Here is a 17,687-nt window from a genome sequence, read left to right as displayed (position 1 = left end):
AGTTAGCGCACATATCGCGGTTCCTGTCGTGGTTTTGCCGATATATAGTGGTCTGCGACTCATTCGCTGGAAAGGAAATTTCATGCCGCTGTCCTCTGACCAACTGACCGAGATCGAAGCGCAACGGGCGCAATCGTATCAAACGCGTCGTGTTGTTGCCCCGGGGATGGAGGATCACCTGTACACCGCGCATCAGGTTCTGGACCACGGTTTTGTGCGTGTGATCGACTATATGGGCGACGACGCGGCGATTTGTCAGGCTGCCCGTGTGTCCTATGGCAAGGGTACCAAATCCGTACAGAATGATGAGGGCCTGATCCGTTACCTGATGCGTCACTGGCACTCGACCCCTTTTGAAATGTGCGAGATCAAGCTGCATGTGAAACTGCCCGTCTTTGTGGCGCGGCAATGGATCCGACATCGGACTGCGAATGTGAATGAATACTCGGCGCGATATTCTATCCTGGACCGCGAGTTCTATATCCCCGCGCCCGACCATGTCGCGGCACAATCCGAGGTGAACAACCAGGGCCGGGGCGACGCGCTGCAGGGCGAAGAAGCCGCGCGCGTACTTGAGATGCTCAAGGCAGACAGTGCCCGGTGCTATGACAATTACGAGGCGATGATCAGTCAGGATGGTCAGCAGGGTCTGGCACGTGAACTGGCGCGGATGAACCTTCCGGCGAATATCTACACTCAATGGTACTGGAAGGTGGACCTGCACAATCTGTTCCACTTCCTGCGGCTGCGAGCGGACCCCCACGCGCAATATGAAATCCGTGTATATGCGGACACGATGTGCAAAATCGTCGCCGACTGGGTTCCTTTCGCTTACAAGGCGTTTGAAGATTACCGTCTTGGCGCGGTGAATCTATCCGCGCAGATGGTCGACTGCCTGCGGCGAATGTTGTCCGGGGAAACCGTTTCTCAGGAAAATTCGGGAATGACCGCCCGCGAGTGGCGCGAGTTTGAGGCCGTCATCCGCGAAAGCTAATCGCATATCGTTTGTCTATACGTTTTGTCGTGAAGCTGTTACATTGGCTTCATGACATGTCTTTCTTACATCCGATTTGCATGCCTCTTTTGCTTGCTTGGCGGCCCGGTTTTCGCCAAGTCTCCGATTGCCGAGGTATTGTGTGAACCGACATCCCGAATGCACGACAAGCTTGAACGTCAGTTCGGCTCGCAGCGCGCGGCCACCGGGGTGCGCAGTCCCGAACAGATCATGGAAGTCTGGACTAGCGAGAAAGGTGATTGGACGATGGTTGTCACTTATTCGACCGGCACGTCCTGCATCGTTGCGATGGGTCAAGACTGGTTCACGCACGCCGACACAGATCCGGCGCGCGGTTAACATTGGTCGAACCATTATTGGTCAACGGCCGGAAATTGGCCGTTGCCCTGCTTTGTCTTCCCGTCGGGAGGGGGCCTTACAACGGTTTCAAATCGGCGGCCATCTGGCGACCGTCGCGTCCGTCCTGCAATTCGTATGAGACTTTCTGATTGTCTGCGAGCCCGGTCAGACCTGACCGTTCAACAGCCGAGATATGTACAAATACGTCCTTGCCACCTTCATCGGGGGCAATAAACCCATAGCCTTTAGTGGTATTAAACCATTTCACGGTGCCAGTTGGCATTTCCCGTGTCTCCTTCTACTTACAAGTTGTCCCACAAATTGGTGGGGGAAGTGATTGACGCCACCGCCTTTCATCACCGCCGCGCCCACACGCTTCGGCCCGAATTGCGTATTTCGTCTTTTTCAACATTGCACGGTGAAGTAAAAAATCAAGAATTACCGGAACACCTTGGCGAATTTGCCTAAAATTCACACAAGCATAGGAAGCCCCCTAAAATGCGCCTATATGGACTAAAGAACTGTGATGCCTGCCGTAAGGTACTGAAATCATTGAGAGGTGTTGATTTTGTCGACGTGCGAGCGGATGGGGTGCCCGAAACAGTGCTGTCACAGGCATTTACACAATTCGGCGAGGCTTTGCTCAACACCCGGTCCACGACATGGCGGGGCCTAAGCGAAGACGAGCGCGCGCGGGCACCGCTGGAGCTGTTGCACGATCATCCGACCTTGATGAAACGTCCTTTGATCGAGCGTGACGGGCAGCTTTTTCTTGGCTGGACGGCGGCGACGAAGGCGGCTCTTGGCGTCGACTGAGCGGATGCTTATCTGCAAAGGCGCAAGCAAGAGGACGAAAGATGCGTAACGCAGCGATGATTTTGGGTGTGATTGCCGGGCTAATCGGCATGTTGGTCGGTTTTGTCGGCTATGGATATGTCGAACTGATCGACCGGTTCGGAGAGATCGACGGCCTTGCCGAGCAGGTGGACAACGCGCAGCTTATCCAGGCTATGTCGATCCTGGCACCTTTGCTGGCGATTGCCGGAGGGGCTATGGCCAAGGCGAGGGCATTGATTGGCGGGGCATTGTTGCTAATTTCAGCCGGCGGCATGTATTACGCGTTTGGGTTCAATGCCTTTACCATGTTCCCGGTTGCATTTGCCGGGGTGGCAGGGGCCCTTGGGCTGGCCGCGGGTAAACCGGACGAGCCCAAGGCGCATTTCTAAATCACTTTAGACGCAAGATGCGGTCTATTGAAATGGGGCCTGCACCGTTGATCACGATGACCAGGAACAGGAAAGTCCACATGACGCGCTGGTCCATCAAGGTGATGGCATTGTCGAACAGCCCACCCAGTTTCACACCGTGACCGGCGACATCAACGATGGTTTGAACCCAGACGAAGCCGATCATGGCCAGGGCCGCGACGCGGGTGAGTAGACCCACCAGCAGCAATGCTGGTAGAACAAACTCGGCCACGGTGCCTAAAAAGATCACGATACGCTGGAAGAAGGTCATCTGGGTGACGTCATACAAAACGGCTTCAGCCGCTTTGGGGAAGATCTGGCCAAAGGCACCGGCTGACGCCGAGAAGATCGACCCGTCAATCTTCAGAGTGGCCGAATTCCAGTAGTAAACAAGCAATACAGCAACAAAAACAAGCCGTGCCAGGGTCGGTGTCAGCCAGTTGGCCGAGCTGTCCAGCCGTCCCAGGACATTGTTGTGAAGAGAGATCAGGGCAGTCATTGTGCCAGCCTTTCGATAGTCACAGAAGTAATGGCGCCACCTTGAAGCAGAGGCGCCAGAGTGGCCCCAAGGTCAAACTCGGGGGTGGTAGCGGATACGCTTTCGAATGCTTGACCGATCGTATGACCGGTCTGCATCTTAGATATCCAATCTGCGCCGCCTGCAGGCAGCAGATGCGGCGCGGGATCAAATTCGGGGCGGGTAACCAGCACGTCTTCAGCACCGGGCTGGGGTTTGGGGGCGTCGTCCATGGTGTTGAACCGCCACAACGAGAATATTGGCCACTCAGAGCGGACCACCTGCATTGATGGTGCGAATTCCAGCTTGGCCCGCATGACCTGTTCTGGGTCCACGGCCAGTGCGTCACCCGGTGCAGGCGTGCTGTCCGCCGCGTGGTAGGAGCGACGCAGGGCCAGTTCCAACCGGGCAACGTCGGGCAAATATCCCAGGTGCGAAAGCTGCTCCATTCCCGCCAGAAATTCAGGGAACGCTTCGCCGTAGAACATCATCATCGGCGTCGTCGGGGGATGCTGGCGTAGGAAAATTCCCGACAGACCATCCATGTTCTGAGCGCCTAACAGCTTCGCGATTACCGGGAAGGCCTGATGCATTGCTTCGGTCAGGGACACCGCAACATTGTTGCGATAAACGCTGAACCGTCGGCCTGCCGGTTGGGCGCGGGCATCCACCAACCCCTCTGGAACCGCCTCAGACGGGTTCAAAAGGGCAGTGTGAAAGGTGGATTGAGACACGCTCATGCCGGGATGCGGTCCAATGCCGCTTGTGCCCGGTCAGCCTCGGCTCGAAGAACAGGCCAGTCGGGAACATCTGTATCCCATTCGATCAGGACTGGTTTCGGACCCGAACTTTCCAGCACGTAGTCCAGCAATGCCCAGACGGGGTCCACGACCTCGCGCCCGTGGCTGTCGATCAGCAGGGGGCGACCGTGGTCGTCCTCGTCTTCGTCGTGGCCGCCTAGATGAATTTCGCCAACTTTTTCCAGTGGATAGGCGTCAATATAGCCCTGTGGTGAAAAGTCCAGATTGGTGGCCGAGACGAAAACGTTGTTCACGTCTAGCAAAAGGCCGCAGCCAGTGCGGCGCGAGATTTCGCGCAGGAAGTCAGGCTCGGACCACGTACTTTCCTCAAACGCCAGATAACTGGAAGGGTTTTCCAGTAGCATCTGCCGCCCGATAACCGCTTGCACCTGATCGATGTGTTCGCAAATCCGGGCAAGTGTTGCGTCAGTATAGGGCAGAGGCAACAGGTCGTTCAGGAAGTGGCTGTCATGGGTTGACCACGCCAGATGCTCAGAGAAACTGGCTGGGTTCAGCCAGCCGACCAGATGTTTCAGACGGGCCAGATGATCGGGGTCCAATGGGCCTTCGCCGCCAATGGACAGGCCGACACCGTGCACAGAAACAGGAAACTGTTCCGACAGGTGGCGCAGCTGCGCCAGCGGGCGTCCGCCATCGCCCATGTAATTCTCGGCATGGATTTCCAGCCATGCCACCGGATGCGCGTGATCCAGAATCTGTTGAAAATGCTGGGGTTTGTATCCGATACCCGGCGCTGCGGGCAGTCTGTTTGATCGAATAGCGTTGTCCAGCATTACAATGGTCTCCGGTTCGCGACAAAGAGGCGGGCGACAAGGCCCGCCCCTTCGGTTTTCCTAAGCGCGGGCTTATGCCGGCAGGTCGCGGTCCAGCGGCTCGAGCGAGCCTTTGCGGTCCGAACCGTCTGCGGTCTGGGGCAGCTCGATATCGGCGCAGGTGCCTGCGTCGACCAGCGTCCATGCGTTACCCTGATAATCAACGGTCGAAGTACCGGCGCAGGTGGTGCCGGGGCCTGCTGCGCAATCGTTTTCACCTGCCAGCGAAACGCCATAGCACTTTTCTTTGGCTTGGGCGGTTGCGGTGGTGGCGGCACCGGATACGGCGGCTGCGACTGCGGTTGCGATAACCAGGGATTTAGCGGTGTTCGACATCTCGGTAATCCTTTTGATGACTGCGTATGTCCGTGTTTGACACTAACAAAGGTAGTAGCTTGCGGGGCAGAGTTGAATTCACGAGCCCGTGTCTCACAACCCCGTCAGGCACTGTCATGCCCTATTGCAAGTTAACACATTGTTTTTGAAATCTAAAAAGGAAAATATTTCAACCCGGCCCCTATCTTGGGGCCGGATCAGCGGTGAATTTTCACCGAATGTTACAGCAGATCGGGCGGAGTTGCCGACTTGGAAAGTTCAATTGTTACAGCCTCAAGTGATTGAACCTGTGTTTGTTTCTCACCCAGACGGCGAACGCTGACGGTGCGTTCCTCAACTTCACGGTGTCCGATGGCCAGAATGACAGGCACTTTGCCGACTGAATGCTCGCGAACCTTGTAGTTGATTTTCTCGTTGCGAATGTCGGCCTCGGCCCGGACACCAGCGGCGCGCAGGGTTTCGACCACTTCATTGACGTAGTCATCCGCCTCGGAGGTGATCGAGGCGACAACCACCTGACGCGGGGCGAGCCAGAAGGGCAGTTTGCCTGCGTGCTCTTCGATCAGAATGCCGATGAAACGCTCGAACGATCCCAGTGTTGCCCGGTGCAGCATGAAGGGGCGATGCTTTGCGCCATCTGCGCCGATAAAGCTGGCATCGAGACGCTCGGGCAGGTTGGGGTCAACCTGCAGCGTGCCGCATTGCCACGTCCGCCCGATCGCGTCGGTCAGGGTGAATTCCAGTTTGGGTCCGTAAAACGCGCCTTCGCCTTCGAGGATCTCATAGTCGTACCCGGCCGCCTTGCAGGCATCACCAAGGGCCTTTTCCACCAGATCCCAGCTTTCATCCGACCCGATGCGCTTTTCCGGGCGGGTGGATAGTTTAATCGTCCAGTCGTGGAAGCCCAGATCGGCATAGACCTTGGATAGGAAGGCAATGAACTTTGCGGTCTCGGATTCGATCTGATCCTCGGCACAGAAGATATGGCCGTCATCCTGCGTAAAGCCGCGCACCCGCATGATCCCGTGCAGCGCGCCCGAGGGTTCATAACGTGCGCAAGACCCGAACTCGGCCATGCGTAGCGGCAGGTCGCGATAGGATTTCAGACCCTGATTGAACACCTGCACGTGGCAGGGGCAGTTCATCGGCTTCAGCGCGTTGATCGCCTTTTCGCGGGCGTGATCTTCGTCAACCTCGACGATGAACATGTTTTCCTGGTATTTGTCCCAGTGGCCCGAGGCCTCCCACAGCTTACGGTCGACGACCTGAGGCGTGTTCACCTCGACATAGCCGTCATGCTCCTGCATCCGGCGCATATAGTCCTGAAGGGTGGTGTAGATTTTCCAGCCGTTGGGATGCCAGAAGATTTGGCCGGGGGCCTCTTCCTGCATGTGGAACAGGTTCATCTCGCGGCCCAGCTTGCGGTGATCGCGCTTGGCGGCCTCCTCCAGCATATGCAGGTGGGCTTTCAGCTTTTCCTTGCCGGTGAAGGCCACGCCATAGATGCGTTGCAACATCGCGCGGTCGCTGTCGCCGCGCCAATAGGCGCCCGCGATGCTCATCAGTTTGAACGCATCGCCGGGCAGTTGGCCGGTGTGCTGCAGGTGCGGGCCGCGGCACAGGTCCTGCCAGTGGCCGTGCCAATACATGCGCAGTGGCTCATCGCCCGGAATGGATTCGATCAACTCGACCTTATAGGGCTCGTTATTGGCCTTGTAGAATTCGATCGCGCGGTCGCGGTCCCAGACCTCGGTGGTGACGGGGTCGCGTTTGTTGATGATCTCTTTCATCTTTTTCTCGATGAGGCCGAGATCTTCGGGCGTGAACGGCTCTTCACGGTCAAAGTCGTAGTACCAGCCGTTTTCGATGACGGGGCCAATGGTGACTTTGGTCGCGGGCCAGATTTCCTGCACGGCGCGGGCCATGACATGCGCCAGATCGTGGCGGATCAGCTCATTGGCCTGTTCCTCATCCTTCATTGTGTGGATGGCGATTTGTGCGTCGGTCTCAATAGGCCATTGCAAATCCCAATGCTTGCCATCGACCGTGGCCGAGATTGCCTTTTTGGCCAGCGAGGTCGAGATATCGGCTGCCACCTGCGCAGGTGTGATGCCTGCGTCATAGGATCGTGCATTGCCATCGGGGAAGGTGAGTGAGACGGATTTTGAATCCAAGGCCATGTTGGCTCTCCTCGTCGGTTTGGCGCCCACTGAACGCCCGGTTGCGGGTTATTTGCATCTGGCTGCTTTGGCAGGTGGGTGCGCGTGTGTCAAGTGTTGGAGCGAGGGGCGCTGCCCCTCGCGCACCCCGAGGTATTTTGGGCCAGATGAAGGGCGGATCAGGGAATTGCGGTTGGGGTTGGGACGTGCATGATGTCGGTAAAGCAAAGAGGGTTTTATGGCAGTGGCTGAATTTATGGACACCGCGCAGGGGCGGCGGTTGGCGTTTCGCAAAAGCGAGGGGGCGGCGCCTACGATCGTTTTTCTTGGCGGGCTGAAGTCGGATATGGAGGGTACCAAGGCGGTGCATCTTGAGGCGTGGGCACAGGAACGCGGGCAGGCGTTTTTACGGTTCGATTACTCTGGGCACGGAGAAAGTTCCGGCACGTTCGAAGAGGGATGCATTGGGGACTGGCATGAGGATACAGTTGCGGCGATTGAGGCACTGACCGAAGGGCCCTTGGTCGTTGTGGGATCGTCGATGGGCGGATGGCAGGCGTTGCTGTTGGCAAACGCGATGCCGGAACGGATCGCCGGGATGGTTACAATCGCTGCTGCGCCGGATTTTACCGAGGACGGGTATTGGGCCTCGTTCAGTGATGAGCAGAAGGCAGCGCTGGAGACGGTGGGGCATGTGGAACTGCCCTCGGACTACATGGAGCCTTACGTCATAACCAAGCGGATGATTGAGGACGGACGGCAAAGGCTGGTCTTGCGCGCAGCGCTGAATTTGCCCTTCCCAGTTCGGTTTTTGCAAGGCACTGCAGATACTGCCGTGTCCACTGAAACTGCCGTTCGTCTGCTGGACCACGCCGACGGGCCGGATATGAGGCTATTGCTGGTCAAAGACGCCGACCATCGGTTTTCGGATGGCCCTTGTCTTGAGCTGATCGAACAGGCGGTACTTGACGTGATGCCATCACAATGAAGCGCGCATTGGTTTGGACTGGTCTGCTTTTAGTCGCAGTAGGTTTCGGGACTTATTGGTTTGGTCCACGCGAACCGGTGGAACTCAACCCCACATTCGAGTCACGCAAGTTCGGGGAAGGTGTTCAGGTCTATTTCGAAAGCACAGAATCGGCATATGACGATATCGTACCCGGTGTTGAAAAGCGCGTGATCTGGCAGGACGGTTTCAAAGAGCAGCGCACACCTGTTTCCATTTTGTATCTTCATGGGTTTTCAGCCTCATCCGAGGAAATCCGCCCGGTCCCTGATTTGGTGGCCGATGCGCTTGGGGCCAATCTGGTCTACACACGGCTTCAAGGTCATGGCCGCAGTGGCGAGGCAATGGCTGAGGGCACGGCCTCGGGTTGGATGCAGGATGTCGCCGAAGGATTGGCCGCAGCCCGCGCCGTTGGGGAAAAGGTAATAGTGATCTCAACCTCAACCGGCGGGACACTTGCAGCAGCAGTAGCGGTAAACCCTGAGTTAAGCCAGGATGTAGCGGGGATGGTATTCGTGTCACCGAATTTCGGTGTGAATGCGCCCGGGGCTTGGATTCCTGGTCTGCCATGGGCGCGAAGCTGGTTGCCGCTGGTGATGGGTGAAACCCGTGATGTCTCGGGGCCGGACGAAGAAAAGAACACCTATTGGTCAGCGTCCTATCCTTGGGAAGCAGTGGTTCCCATGACTGTATTGCTGGATGTGGTCTATGCGCTTGATTTTTCGGATGCGCAGGTGCCGGCATTATTCTGGTTCTCGGATGACGATCAGGTGGTGCGCCCTGATCTAACCCACAAAGTTGCGCAAGCCTGGGGCGGACCGGCTGTGGTCGAACTGGTGACTATGGGCCCCGAGGATGATCCGGCATCGCATGTCATAGCCGGACGCCTGATGTCGCCGGGGCAAACCGATGCGACCGTATCGGGTATTCTGGCATGGCTTAAAACTCTGGGGGTCGAATAACCATGCGCAAACCAGGCAGCATGTGGAGCCTTGAGGCGTTGGGCCGCGTGCGACTGTCCAAACATTTCTACATGCGCGATTTCCTGTATTCCGAGATCGGGAATTTCCATGAAAAACAAAACCTTCCCGATGACCCCAACCTTGCCATAGAAACAGGTCAAGCCCTGTGCCAAACCTTGCTGGATCCTTTAGAGGAAACCTTTGGGCGTGTCGCCGTACGCTCGGGCTATCGGTCGCCGTCGCTGAACCGGTTCGGCAATGAAAACCGGCTGAATTGCGCGCGCAACGACAATCCATTGGAGTGCCACATCTGGGATCGGGGCGAAGGGGACGCGCGCATAGCGGGGGCTTCGATCGTGATTCCTTGGTTTGCTGATCAGTATGACGCAGGCCGGGACTGGCGGGATCTGGCGTGGTGGATGCACGATCATCTGGACTATTCCGAGATATGGTTTTTTCCCAAACTCTGCGCGTTTAATTTGGTCTGGAGGCCGATGCCCCACAAGCGGATCGACAGTTATATTGCGCCGCGCAGATGCCTGTTGCGACCCGGCGCCGAGCCTGCAGAAAATCAGCATCGACGGCGCGCACGCTATGCAGATTTTCCGCCGTTCAAGGGGATCGCTTATCCCTGAACTTTTGCTTGCCCAGTTCAACAAAACTACGCATCTTACGGAAAACGTAACACAAAGTGGTCGATTTCAAGGAGGCCCTGTGTGATTGAACCGTTGGTATTTCTGCCCGGGTTTATGTGTGATGCAAGGTTGTTCGGCGCCCAGATTTTGCAGATTTCTGGTGCTCGTGCTGTGACGGTTGCCCCGGTATCGGGCGGCGAGCGGATCGAGGAAATAGCCTCGGGGTTGTTGGACCAGTTGCCACATCGCTTTGCGCTCTGCGGGTTTAACATGGGCGGGGTCGTTGCTTTGGAACTTGTCCGTAGGGCTCCTGACCGGGTGACGCGTTTGTGTCTGATGTCTACCGACGCACAGGCCGATACACCCCAGATTGCTGCTGACCGAGAGGAGTTGATCGTAGGGGCCAAATCAGGCCGGTTCGAAGAGGTCATGCAGCGCTTGATTGGAACGGAGACGCTTGCTCCGGGGCCGGGGCGCGTACCGATTTTGAACGAGGTTATGGCCATGGCAAAGGATCAGGGGCCAGAGCTGTTTGAACGGCAGATGCGGGCGCTGCAGAGGCGCACGGATCAGCAACCTGCGCTTAGGCATATAAACGTGCCGACACTGATCATTTGCGGGGCACATGATCAGCTTACGCCAGTCAAGCGGCACCGGTTTATGGCCGAGATGATCCCTAGCGCCGAACTGAAGATTATGGAAGACGCAGGGCACTTGCCCCCTCTAGAGACGCCCGCAGAAGTCACGCAAGCGCTGGAAGAATGGCTGAATATTAGAGTCGGGTTGCCTTACTTATAAAGTGCTGAACGTTCAGCCTTGGTTAGGATAACAGGGGTTCTGATCGGATCACCCGTGCCGATGTCAAAAAACGGAGTGTGCTTCCAGCTTCCTGTCAAAAGAGACTTGAGTACCCGTGAGACAAGCCCGAAAGCCGCTATCCCAGCTTTTCATGCTCTTGTTTGCCGCCGGGATTTGGAACAAAGCCACGTGTGGTGATAGGGCCGAGGGCGGATGTATCCAACATGCGCGCGACAATGAATCCTGCGAATGGGAATTTCGCTGTGCGTGACGTGGTGGCCAATGGGGCATCACAACAACTGGCGTACCAGCGCAGCATTCCTTTTGGGCTGAGTTGCATCAATGCCAATTGTTCGGCACCGGTTTCGATACGAACTTCTTCGGGCAACATCTGCAGAACTTCGACCGGCCCGGGCGCTGGATCGGGTTGGTTGAAATAGAGCTGGGCCGCGCGGCAGTCGTTGCAATAGCAAACGACATGTGTCGAAGACCTTATACCTGCCGCGGTAATATGACCGCGCAGACAACCACACGAACAGGCAAAGGCTGTATCCACTGCCTTTGCCTTACGCATCTTGGTCAGGCGACTTTGTTTTTATTTGCCGGGCGACGTTGAGGCTTGCGCGTGTTGGCGTTCATGAAATCGATAACCAACGGACGAATATTGTCGCGCCAGCTTCGCCCTGCGAAGATGCCGTAGTGGCCAGCGCCGGGCTCGACGTGGCTGGCTTTTTTCGAAGCGGGCAGGCCGGTGCAAAGTTCAAGCGCTGCGATACACTGGCCAGGCGCAGAGATATCGTCATTCGCGCCTTCAACCGTTTTAACTGCTACGTCAGTGATCTTGCCGATATCTACTTTGTGTCCCGCTACAATGAATTCGTTCTTTGCAATTTCACGGTTCTTAAAGATGCGCTCCACGGTGGACAGGTAGAACTCGGCCGTCATGTCCATCACTGCAAGGTACTCATCGTAAAAGCGGTTATGTGCGTCATGGTCCGACGCCTCACCGCGCATGACGCGCTGAATTTGGTCCGAGAACGCCTTGGAGTGGCGATCCCCATTCATCGACATGAATGAGGCAAGCTGCAGCAGGCCGGGATAGACCATACGCCCGACGCCTTTGTACTTGAAGCCCACGCGTTGAATCATCGTTTCTTCCAACTGCCCCATGGTCACGCGGCGGCCAAAATCGGTGACGTCAGTTGGCGTTGCATCCGGGTCCACTGGTCCTCCGATCAGCGTCAGGGTGCAGGGTTGTGCCTTTGGCTCGACTTCGGCCAAATAGGCTGTCGCGGCCAAGGTCAAAGGAGCAGGTTGGCAGACGGCAACTACATGCGTTTCAGGGCCGAGCTCCTTCATGAAATCAACAAGATATAGCGTATAGTCCTCTACATCGAACTTGCCCTCAGACACAGGGATGTCGCGCGCATTATGCCAATCGGTGACATACACTTCGCAATTTACCAGCAAGCTTTTGACTGTGGACCGCAACAGGGTGGCGTAGTGCCCGGACATGGGCGCAACCAACAGAACCTTGCGAGGTTGTTCTTTTCGTCCGTTGACGCGGATGTGGATCAGGTCACCGAAAGGACGCTCCAACACAGGCACGATGTCTACCAAATGGTCCTTACCATCTTCGCAGGTGAAGGTGCGAATGCCCCAGTCGGGTTTGACAATCATTCGCTGAAATGTCCGTTCGGTCACTTCGCCCCAGGCAGCCATCATGCTGAACGCGGGATTGGGTACCATTGCAAACAGCGGGTACGAAGCCATCGCACTTGCCGTCGCGCCCATCCATTGGTTGGTATTGCGCATGGTTTCCATCAGATCGTAGGTCATCATGTAGCGCATGGATTGGGCCCCCTATGAGTGTCAGCCTGTACGTAAGGACTTTTCGTCGCTTTGCCTTATAGTTTCCGCGACGTTATTCTGCATAGCAGAAAATAGTAGGGGGGAATTGTTAAAATGACAACAACCGAAGACCGATCGCCAGAGCTAACCGAGGAACACCTTGAGCGGCTTAAAGAAAATATGAACAAAGTCGAAGCTTTGTCGAAGCGGCTGGTTGAAGTCATGGCTGGAAAAACTGCGCATTCCCCCGCGTTAGATGGCCCGAATCAAGATCTTTTTGCAAAAGCAGCAACGGCCTATATGACCGAGGCATGGCAAAATCCTGCCAAGCTGTTGGAGCATCAGATCGAGTTTTGGGGAAAGTCAGTTCTGAACTTTGCCGAAGCGCAGCAGGCTCTTGCGTCCGGAAACACCGACGCTGCGGAACTCGGCCCGAAGGACAAGCGGTTTTCCAACCCGATGTGGGACACAAACCCCTATTTCCGCTTTGTACGTCAGCAATACCAGACAAACGCCCAAGCGATCGCTCAGGCGGTCGCGTCAGTTGACGATATGCCCGAAAAAGACAAGCAACGGCTTCAGTTTTTCTCGCAGCAGATCATCGATATGATGTCCCCTACGAATTTTCTGGCCACAAATCCCGATGCCTTGGAAAAGGCGGTTGAGACCGAAGGTCAATCCTTGATTAAAGGTCTGGAGAATCTCGTCTCTGATCTCGAAGCCAACAATGGCGAGATGGTCGTACGTCTGGCCGATGACAGCGCGTTCGAGATTGGAGGCAATATTGCCACGACACCGGGTGAGGTGGTCTACCGCAATGAGTTGATGGAGCTGATCCAGTACAAACCCGCGACCGAGACCGTTTTCGAAACACCGATTATTCTCTTTCCGCCTTGGATCAACAAGTTCTACATTCTGGACCTCAAGGCGAAGAACAGCCTGATCAAGTGGGTGACTGAACAAGGCTATACTCTATTCGTTGTCAGTTGGGCGAACGCGAATGCCTCCCACGCGGATATCGGGATGGGCGACTATATCGAGCAAGGCTATCTGACCGCGATTGAGCAGGTGAAACAGATCTGCAAGGTCAAGCAGGTCAACGCTGTAGGCTATTGTATTGCGGGAACGACGCTTAGTCTGACCTTGTCGCTGCTCAAACAGCGCGGGGACAAGTCGATCAAGTCGGCCACATTCTTCACCACTTTGACCGACTTCGGAGATCAGGGCGAGTTTACCCCGTTCCTCCAGAATGACTTTGTCGACGGGATCGAGGATCAGGTCGGCAAAGACGGTGTTCTCAAAGCTTGGGTGGTTGGGCGGACGATGTCTTTCCTTCGGTCCAATGACCTGATCTATGGTCCTGCAATCCGTAGTTATATGATGGGCGAAACCCCCCCGGCCTTTGATCTGTTGTTCTGGAACGGGGATGGAGCAAACCTGCCCGGTCGAATGGCAATCGAATACCTTCGGGGTCTTTGCCAAAGCAATGATTTCGTCAATGATGGGTTCGAGCTATTGGGGCATAAGCTGAATATCCGCGATGTGGATGTGCCATTGATGGCCATAACATGCGAAACGGATCACATCGCGGCATGGAAAGCCTGCTACCGTGGCGTGCAGCAGATGGGCTCGCGGTCAAAAACGTTTGTTGTCTCGCAATCCGGCCATATCGCCGGGATTGTCAATCCGCCCAGCAAGAAGAAATACGGACACTATACCAATCCCGATCTAAAGGCGGATGCCGATGGTTGGATGAAAGAGGCGGATTTCCATGAGGGATCGTGGTGGCCTCTTTGGGAAGCTTGGTTGAAAAAGCGTTCTGGCAAGCAAATCCCGGCGCGTGAACCGGGCGATTCGGACCATCCGTCTTTGTGTCCGGCACCCGGAACCTATGTTTTGGTCAAGGCAACCGATTGATTTATCAGGGAATCAGAAGTTTTTTCTGCATCGCAGCAAGAAAATTCTTGTAATGCTGCGATGCAGCAATCATATTGTCCTCAAGCTGATGAAAACCGGGGCAGGCCCGGTTCGGCAAAAAGGATTTGGACAATGGCTAAGACACAAGACTTCACCGCTGCTCTGAAAGACATCATGGGCGCGTTTCCCGTTGACACCACCGCACTGGAAGGTGCCTTCAAGTCGACCGCAACCCTGAACGAAAAACTGTCGGGTGTTGCTCTGGAAGCTGCAGAGAAATCGGCAGAAATTTCGAACAAATGGACCAAAGACACTCTGGCCAAACTGACCGAGATGTCGAAAGCAAAAGCAGAGCCTGCTGACTACGCAAAAGCCGCAACCGACTTCGCAAGCGCGTCGGCCGAAGTTGCCGCTGAAAACATGGCTGCTTTCGCTGAAATCGCGAAAAAAGTTCAGAGCGAAACCGTCGAGCTGCTGATGGCTGCCGGTAAAGACGCTGCAGAAGACGCAACTGCTGCTGTCAAGAAAGCCACCAACGAGGTGACTGCTGCTGCCAAGAAAGCAACAGCTGCCAAGTAAGTAAGGCCGCGAGGCGCACCCATCCTCCCATCTGGTGCAATCGCGTCGGGCAGGTCGAAAGACCTGCCCTTTCTTTTTGTTCTGCAGTCGCATAATCTCTGCTGCAACGCATCATCCTTGGGGAGGGTAAACGGTGTCAGAACAAGAAAAACCGTTGTTGATCAAACGCTATGCCAGCCGTCGGCTGTATAACACCGAGACCAGCGACTACGTCACGCTAGAGGATATCGCCGTGTTCATCCGCGATGGACGCGAAGTGCAGATTATCGACCTGAAGACAGGGGATGACCTGACACGCCAATATCTGCTGCAAATCATTGCGGAACACGAAAGCCGGGGCGAAAACGTTCTGCCGGTGAACGTGCTAAACGATCTGGTCCGCAGCTACATGCTGCCGGGCGGGGGTATGATGCCTCAGTTCCTGCAAAGCTCGTTCGAGATGCTGCGCGAAAGCCAGTCGAAGATGATGGAAAACATGAGCGCCATGAATCCGATGTCGCAGATGCCGGGGTTCGAAGCGATGCAGGCGCAGCAACAGGCGTTTTTGAAGGCGATGACCGGTGGACTTTCGGGCAACTGGTCCGGTCCGGACAAAGAAGAACAGCCTTCGACAGAACCCAAAGAGGATCTGGACGAAATCAAGAAACAACTGGCTGAGCTGCAGCAAAAGCTATCCAAGCTGAATTGACGCGACCGGTAATGCTCCGGCTTGTTTTGGGTGTCGCATTAGCGTGGTCAAGCCCTGCGCTGTCGCAAGGTGTTTATTCGGATGATTGGTCCGAGGTTTGCAGGTTGGGCAGCGCGGCCTCACTCGGTTGCGACGCCGTGCGTGAACGAGAGATCCAGGACGCGACGCAAGTGCCCTGGCGCGCAGTCGGGCGGGTCAATTTTGCAGGTCGGGACCAACGATCACATTGCACTGGCACTCTGGTGGCAGAGCGTTTGGTTCTGACTGCGGCGCATTGCCTTTTCAACACGGCACGCAACCGTTGGATCCCACCCGCCAGCATACGGTTCGCAGCTGGTTATCAGCGAGGAGAAGCGGTCGCGGTCTCGGGCGTGTCGGGCTATCGGCTGCCGCCCGGGCAGGGACCAACAACATTCAACCGGCGCGCGGATCTGGACTGGGCGCTGCTGGAACTGACCGAGCCTCTTGGACAACAGATCGCACCGGTGCCTTTAGCGAAAACCGCTGCGCCCTCATCCTATCTGGTGGGCTATCCCGGCGTGCGGCCGCATGTCCTGAGCCGCACCCCGTCATGCCCGCCAACCCGCGCAGAGCAAGGAATTTTAGTGGCTATTTGCCCCGTGATGATGGGGGATTCGGGTGCGCCGCTTTTGGTGGATGGCCCGGAGGGGCCACAGGTGGCAGCCGTTCTGTCGCGTGTTGCCGCGACCGCGCAAGGGGTCACGGCGCTGTTTGTCTCGTCGGACCTTGTTGGTCCTCAAGGGAACTAGCAGCTAGGTGCCATAGACCGGAACCGGCCCGGTTACTTCACCAACCGAAGCCAGTAGGATGTCGGCGATCACGTCTAGTTCCTCACGCGTCAGACGCACGGGCAGGCGCACGTCACACGCCTTCATCAGCATGTCACGCGTCTGCGGCAGTTCAAACTGTTCCGGTAGGAACTGCCAATTCCAAAAGGCGCGAGCGTTATCCGCGCTTTGACCAAAGACCTGAACCTTGACCCCACGCGCCTCGGAAGCTTCGGCAAAGGCGCGGATCTCGTCATCGCTGAGGCCCACCAGATTGAACTGGATCGAATCCGGTGCGCGGCGCTCGGGCGACAGGGGGGCAGGGACGTCGATGAAATCCGAGCCATTCAGACGCTCGGCCACATAGTCATGATTGGCCAAGCCATCCTTGACGCGCCGCGCCAGTTCGGGAATCTGGGGACGGATCACGGCGGCGCTGAGGTTGCTCATCCGCAGGTTATACAGTGGTAGTTTGTTCTGCCAGCGGGCAAAGGCCTGCTCCAACTCGGGCGAGTTGTCGCCGTGCGGGGTTTTGTGTTTCTTCCAGTTATGCTCATACGCGCCTGACATGATCACGGCCTGCGCCACCAGATCGGCGTCGTCTGTGATCAGAATGCCACCTTCGCCCGCGTTGATCATCTTGTAGGACTGGAACGAGAAACAGCCGACTTTGCCAATCGTGCCGATATTCTTGCCGTGCCATGTGGTGCCCAGCGAATGCGCCGCGTCCTCGACAACTGGAATGTCACGCGCGTTGCACAGCGCCATGATCGCGTCCATGTCGGATGTATGGCCTCGCATATGGCTGATGATGACGGCCTGAACACTGTCCAGTTTGGCCTCGAAATCGGCCATGTCGATGCGATAGTTCTCGCCCACTTCGCACAGCACCGGGATGCAATCCGCATGAACGACCGAGGACGGCACGGCCGCAAAGGTAAATCCGGGGATCAGCACCCGCGCATCCCGAGGCAGACCCAATGCCTTGAGCGACAGGAACAAAGCGGCCGAGCAGGACGATACGGCCAGCGCGTATTTCGCGCCCAAAAGGGCCGCGAATTCGCTTTCCAGAAGCGCGACCGGCGCGTCTTGCGGCGCGGTATAGCGGAACAGGTCGCCCGATTGCATCAGGGCGTCGATGGCCTCACGCGCGGCGGCAGGGATGGGTTCGGCGTCATGAACGTTAGGCGGAAGCGTCATATTTGATTTTCCCAAAT

Annotated in this window: 22 protein-coding genes; 13 read left to right on the top strand and 9 right to left on the bottom strand. The window is 56.5% G+C overall.

Annotated features, from left to right (window positions below):
• Positions 1-82 precede the first annotated feature (82 nt).
• Together thyX and AC2TAD_RS03185 are read left to right on the top strand one after the other, a co-directional pair.
• Complete coding sequence (gene thyX, locus AC2TAD_RS03190; protein WP_170354614.1) at positions 83-994, top strand: FAD-dependent thymidylate synthase; 912 nt, start codon at positions 83-85, stop codon at positions 992-994.
• Positions 995-1,153: 159 nt separating this feature from the next.
• Positions 1,154-1,354, top strand: coding sequence for a hypothetical protein (locus AC2TAD_RS03185; protein WP_480844989.1), 201 nt, complete (start codon positions 1,154-1,156; stop codon positions 1,352-1,354).
• Positions 1,355-1,430: 76 nt separating this feature from the next.
• Here AC2TAD_RS03185 and AC2TAD_RS03180 read toward each other — a convergent pair whose 3' ends face one another.
• Complete coding sequence (locus AC2TAD_RS03180; protein WP_008758035.1) at positions 1,431-1,637, bottom strand: cold-shock protein; 207 nt, start codon at positions 1,635-1,637, stop codon at positions 1,431-1,433.
• 50 nt (positions 1,638-1,687) lie between these two features.
• Here AC2TAD_RS03180 and AC2TAD_RS03175 point away from each other — a divergent pair, with 50 nt between their 5' ends.
• From AC2TAD_RS03175 to AC2TAD_RS03165, 3 genes are read left to right on the top strand one after another with little or no spacing between them, the layout of a single operon-like run.
• Positions 1,688-1,822: a hypothetical protein gene (locus AC2TAD_RS03175; protein WP_269149578.1), complete on the top strand. Its 135-nt coding sequence runs from the start codon at positions 1,688-1,690 to the stop codon at positions 1,820-1,822.
• A 30-nt stretch (positions 1,823-1,852) separates the two neighbouring features.
• Positions 1,853-2,170: an ArsC/Spx/MgsR family protein gene (locus tag AC2TAD_RS03170; protein WP_480865885.1), complete on the top strand. Its 318-nt coding sequence runs from the start codon at positions 1,853-1,855 to the stop codon at positions 2,168-2,170.
• Positions 2,171-2,211: 41 nt separating this feature from the next.
• Positions 2,212-2,580: a hypothetical protein gene (locus AC2TAD_RS03165; RefSeq protein WP_170752445.1), complete on the top strand. Its 369-nt coding sequence runs from the start codon at positions 2,212-2,214 to the stop codon at positions 2,578-2,580.
• Between the two features lies 1 nt (position 2,581).
• Here the strand turns inward: AC2TAD_RS03165 and AC2TAD_RS03160 are convergent, their stop codons facing one another.
• From AC2TAD_RS03160 to thrS, 5 genes are all read right to left on the bottom strand, one after another.
• Positions 2,582-3,100: a DoxX family membrane protein gene (locus AC2TAD_RS03160; protein WP_170354610.1), complete on the bottom strand. Its 519-nt coding sequence runs from the start codon at positions 3,098-3,100 to the stop codon at positions 2,582-2,584.
• Entirely contained in the window at positions 3,097-3,858 is a 762-nt protein-coding gene (locus AC2TAD_RS03155; RefSeq protein WP_480865883.1) for an HvfC/BufC family peptide modification chaperone, read from the bottom strand. Before AC2TAD_RS03155 ends, AC2TAD_RS03160 begins: the two co-directional genes overlap by 4 nt.
• Positions 3,855-4,712 carry an MNIO family bufferin maturase gene (gene bufB, locus AC2TAD_RS03150; RefSeq protein WP_480865882.1) on the bottom strand — a complete coding sequence of 286 codons (858 nt, stop codon included), beginning with the start codon at positions 4,710-4,712 and terminating at the stop codon, positions 3,855-3,857. The genes AC2TAD_RS03155 and bufB overlap by 4 nt, the downstream gene beginning before the upstream one ends.
• A gap of 72 nt (positions 4,713-4,784) precedes the next feature.
• Positions 4,785-5,087: a BufA1 family periplasmic bufferin-type metallophore gene (locus AC2TAD_RS03145; RefSeq protein ID WP_170354607.1), complete on the bottom strand. Its 303-nt coding sequence runs from the start codon at positions 5,085-5,087 to the stop codon at positions 4,785-4,787.
• Positions 5,088-5,308: 221 nt separating this feature from the next.
• On the bottom strand, positions 5,309-7,267 hold the full coding sequence (thrS, locus tag AC2TAD_RS03140) for a threonine--tRNA ligase (protein ID WP_480865880.1): 1,959 nt from the start codon (positions 7,265-7,267) through the stop codon (positions 5,309-5,311).
• Between the two features lie 217 nt (positions 7,268-7,484).
• Between thrS and AC2TAD_RS03135 the strand changes: the two genes are divergently transcribed.
• From AC2TAD_RS03135 to AC2TAD_RS03120, 4 genes are all read left to right on the top strand, one after another.
• Positions 7,485-8,234: an alpha/beta hydrolase gene (locus tag AC2TAD_RS03135; protein ID WP_480865879.1), complete on the top strand. Its 750-nt coding sequence runs from the start codon at positions 7,485-7,487 to the stop codon at positions 8,232-8,234.
• Positions 8,231-9,214 carry an alpha/beta hydrolase gene (locus tag AC2TAD_RS03130; protein ID WP_480865878.1) on the top strand — a complete coding sequence of 328 codons (984 nt, stop codon included), beginning with the start codon at positions 8,231-8,233 and terminating at the stop codon, positions 9,212-9,214. The genes AC2TAD_RS03135 and AC2TAD_RS03130 overlap by 4 nt, the downstream gene beginning before the upstream one ends.
• A 20-nt stretch (positions 9,215-9,234) precedes the next feature.
• Positions 9,235-9,849: a hypothetical protein gene (locus tag AC2TAD_RS03125; RefSeq protein ID WP_480866648.1), complete on the top strand. Its 615-nt coding sequence runs from the start codon at positions 9,235-9,237 to the stop codon at positions 9,847-9,849.
• A gap of 81 nt (positions 9,850-9,930) precedes the next feature.
• Positions 9,931-10,647, top strand: coding sequence for an alpha/beta fold hydrolase (locus AC2TAD_RS03120; protein ID WP_170752458.1), 717 nt, complete (start codon positions 9,931-9,933; stop codon positions 10,645-10,647).
• A gap of 136 nt (positions 10,648-10,783) precedes the next feature.
• Here AC2TAD_RS03120 and AC2TAD_RS03115 read toward each other — a convergent pair whose 3' ends face one another.
• Together AC2TAD_RS03115 and phaZ are read right to left on the bottom strand one after the other, a co-directional pair.
• Entirely contained in the window at positions 10,784-11,221 is a 438-nt protein-coding gene (locus AC2TAD_RS03115) for a DUF6151 family protein (RefSeq protein WP_480865876.1), read from the bottom strand.
• A gap of 5 nt (positions 11,222-11,226) precedes the next feature.
• Positions 11,227-12,498: a polyhydroxyalkanoate depolymerase gene (gene phaZ / locus AC2TAD_RS03110; RefSeq protein ID WP_170752462.1), complete on the bottom strand. Its 1,272-nt coding sequence runs from the start codon at positions 12,496-12,498 to the stop codon at positions 11,227-11,229.
• A 114-nt stretch (positions 12,499-12,612) separates the two neighbouring features.
• Here phaZ and AC2TAD_RS03105 point away from each other — a divergent pair, with 114 nt between their 5' ends.
• The 4 genes from AC2TAD_RS03105 (at position 12,613) to AC2TAD_RS03090 (ending at position 16,452) form a co-directional block, all read left to right on the top strand.
• The gene (locus tag AC2TAD_RS03105) at positions 12,613-14,415 is read left to right on the top strand and encodes a PHA/PHB synthase family protein (protein ID WP_480865874.1); all 1,803 of its coding nucleotides are present in this window, start codon (positions 12,613-12,615) and stop codon (positions 14,413-14,415) included.
• 132 nt (positions 14,416-14,547) lie between these two features.
• Positions 14,548-14,994 (top strand): phasin family protein, encoded by a 447-nt coding sequence (locus AC2TAD_RS03100; RefSeq protein ID WP_170354599.1) that lies wholly within the window; start codon positions 14,548-14,550, stop codon positions 14,992-14,994.
• 133 nt (positions 14,995-15,127) lie between these two features.
• On the top strand, positions 15,128-15,682 hold the full coding sequence (gene phaR / locus AC2TAD_RS03095; protein WP_480865872.1) for a polyhydroxyalkanoate synthesis repressor PhaR: 555 nt from the start codon (positions 15,128-15,130) through the stop codon (positions 15,680-15,682).
• Positions 15,683-15,693: 11 nt separating this feature from the next.
• Complete coding sequence (locus tag AC2TAD_RS03090; protein ID WP_480865871.1) at positions 15,694-16,452, top strand: trypsin-like serine peptidase; 759 nt, start codon at positions 15,694-15,696, stop codon at positions 16,450-16,452.
• A gap of 3 nt (positions 16,453-16,455) precedes the next feature.
• Here the strand turns inward: AC2TAD_RS03090 and AC2TAD_RS03085 are convergent, their stop codons facing one another.
• Complete coding sequence (locus tag AC2TAD_RS03085) at positions 16,456-17,670, bottom strand: DegT/DnrJ/EryC1/StrS family aminotransferase (RefSeq protein ID WP_170752468.1); 1,215 nt, start codon at positions 17,668-17,670, stop codon at positions 16,456-16,458.
• Positions 17,671-17,687: the final 17 nt, after the last annotated feature.

The sequence above is a fragment of the Ruegeria sp. HKCCD7628 genome (genome assembly GCF_057221005.1).
This window is presented reverse-complemented; position numbering and strand designations above follow the sequence as displayed.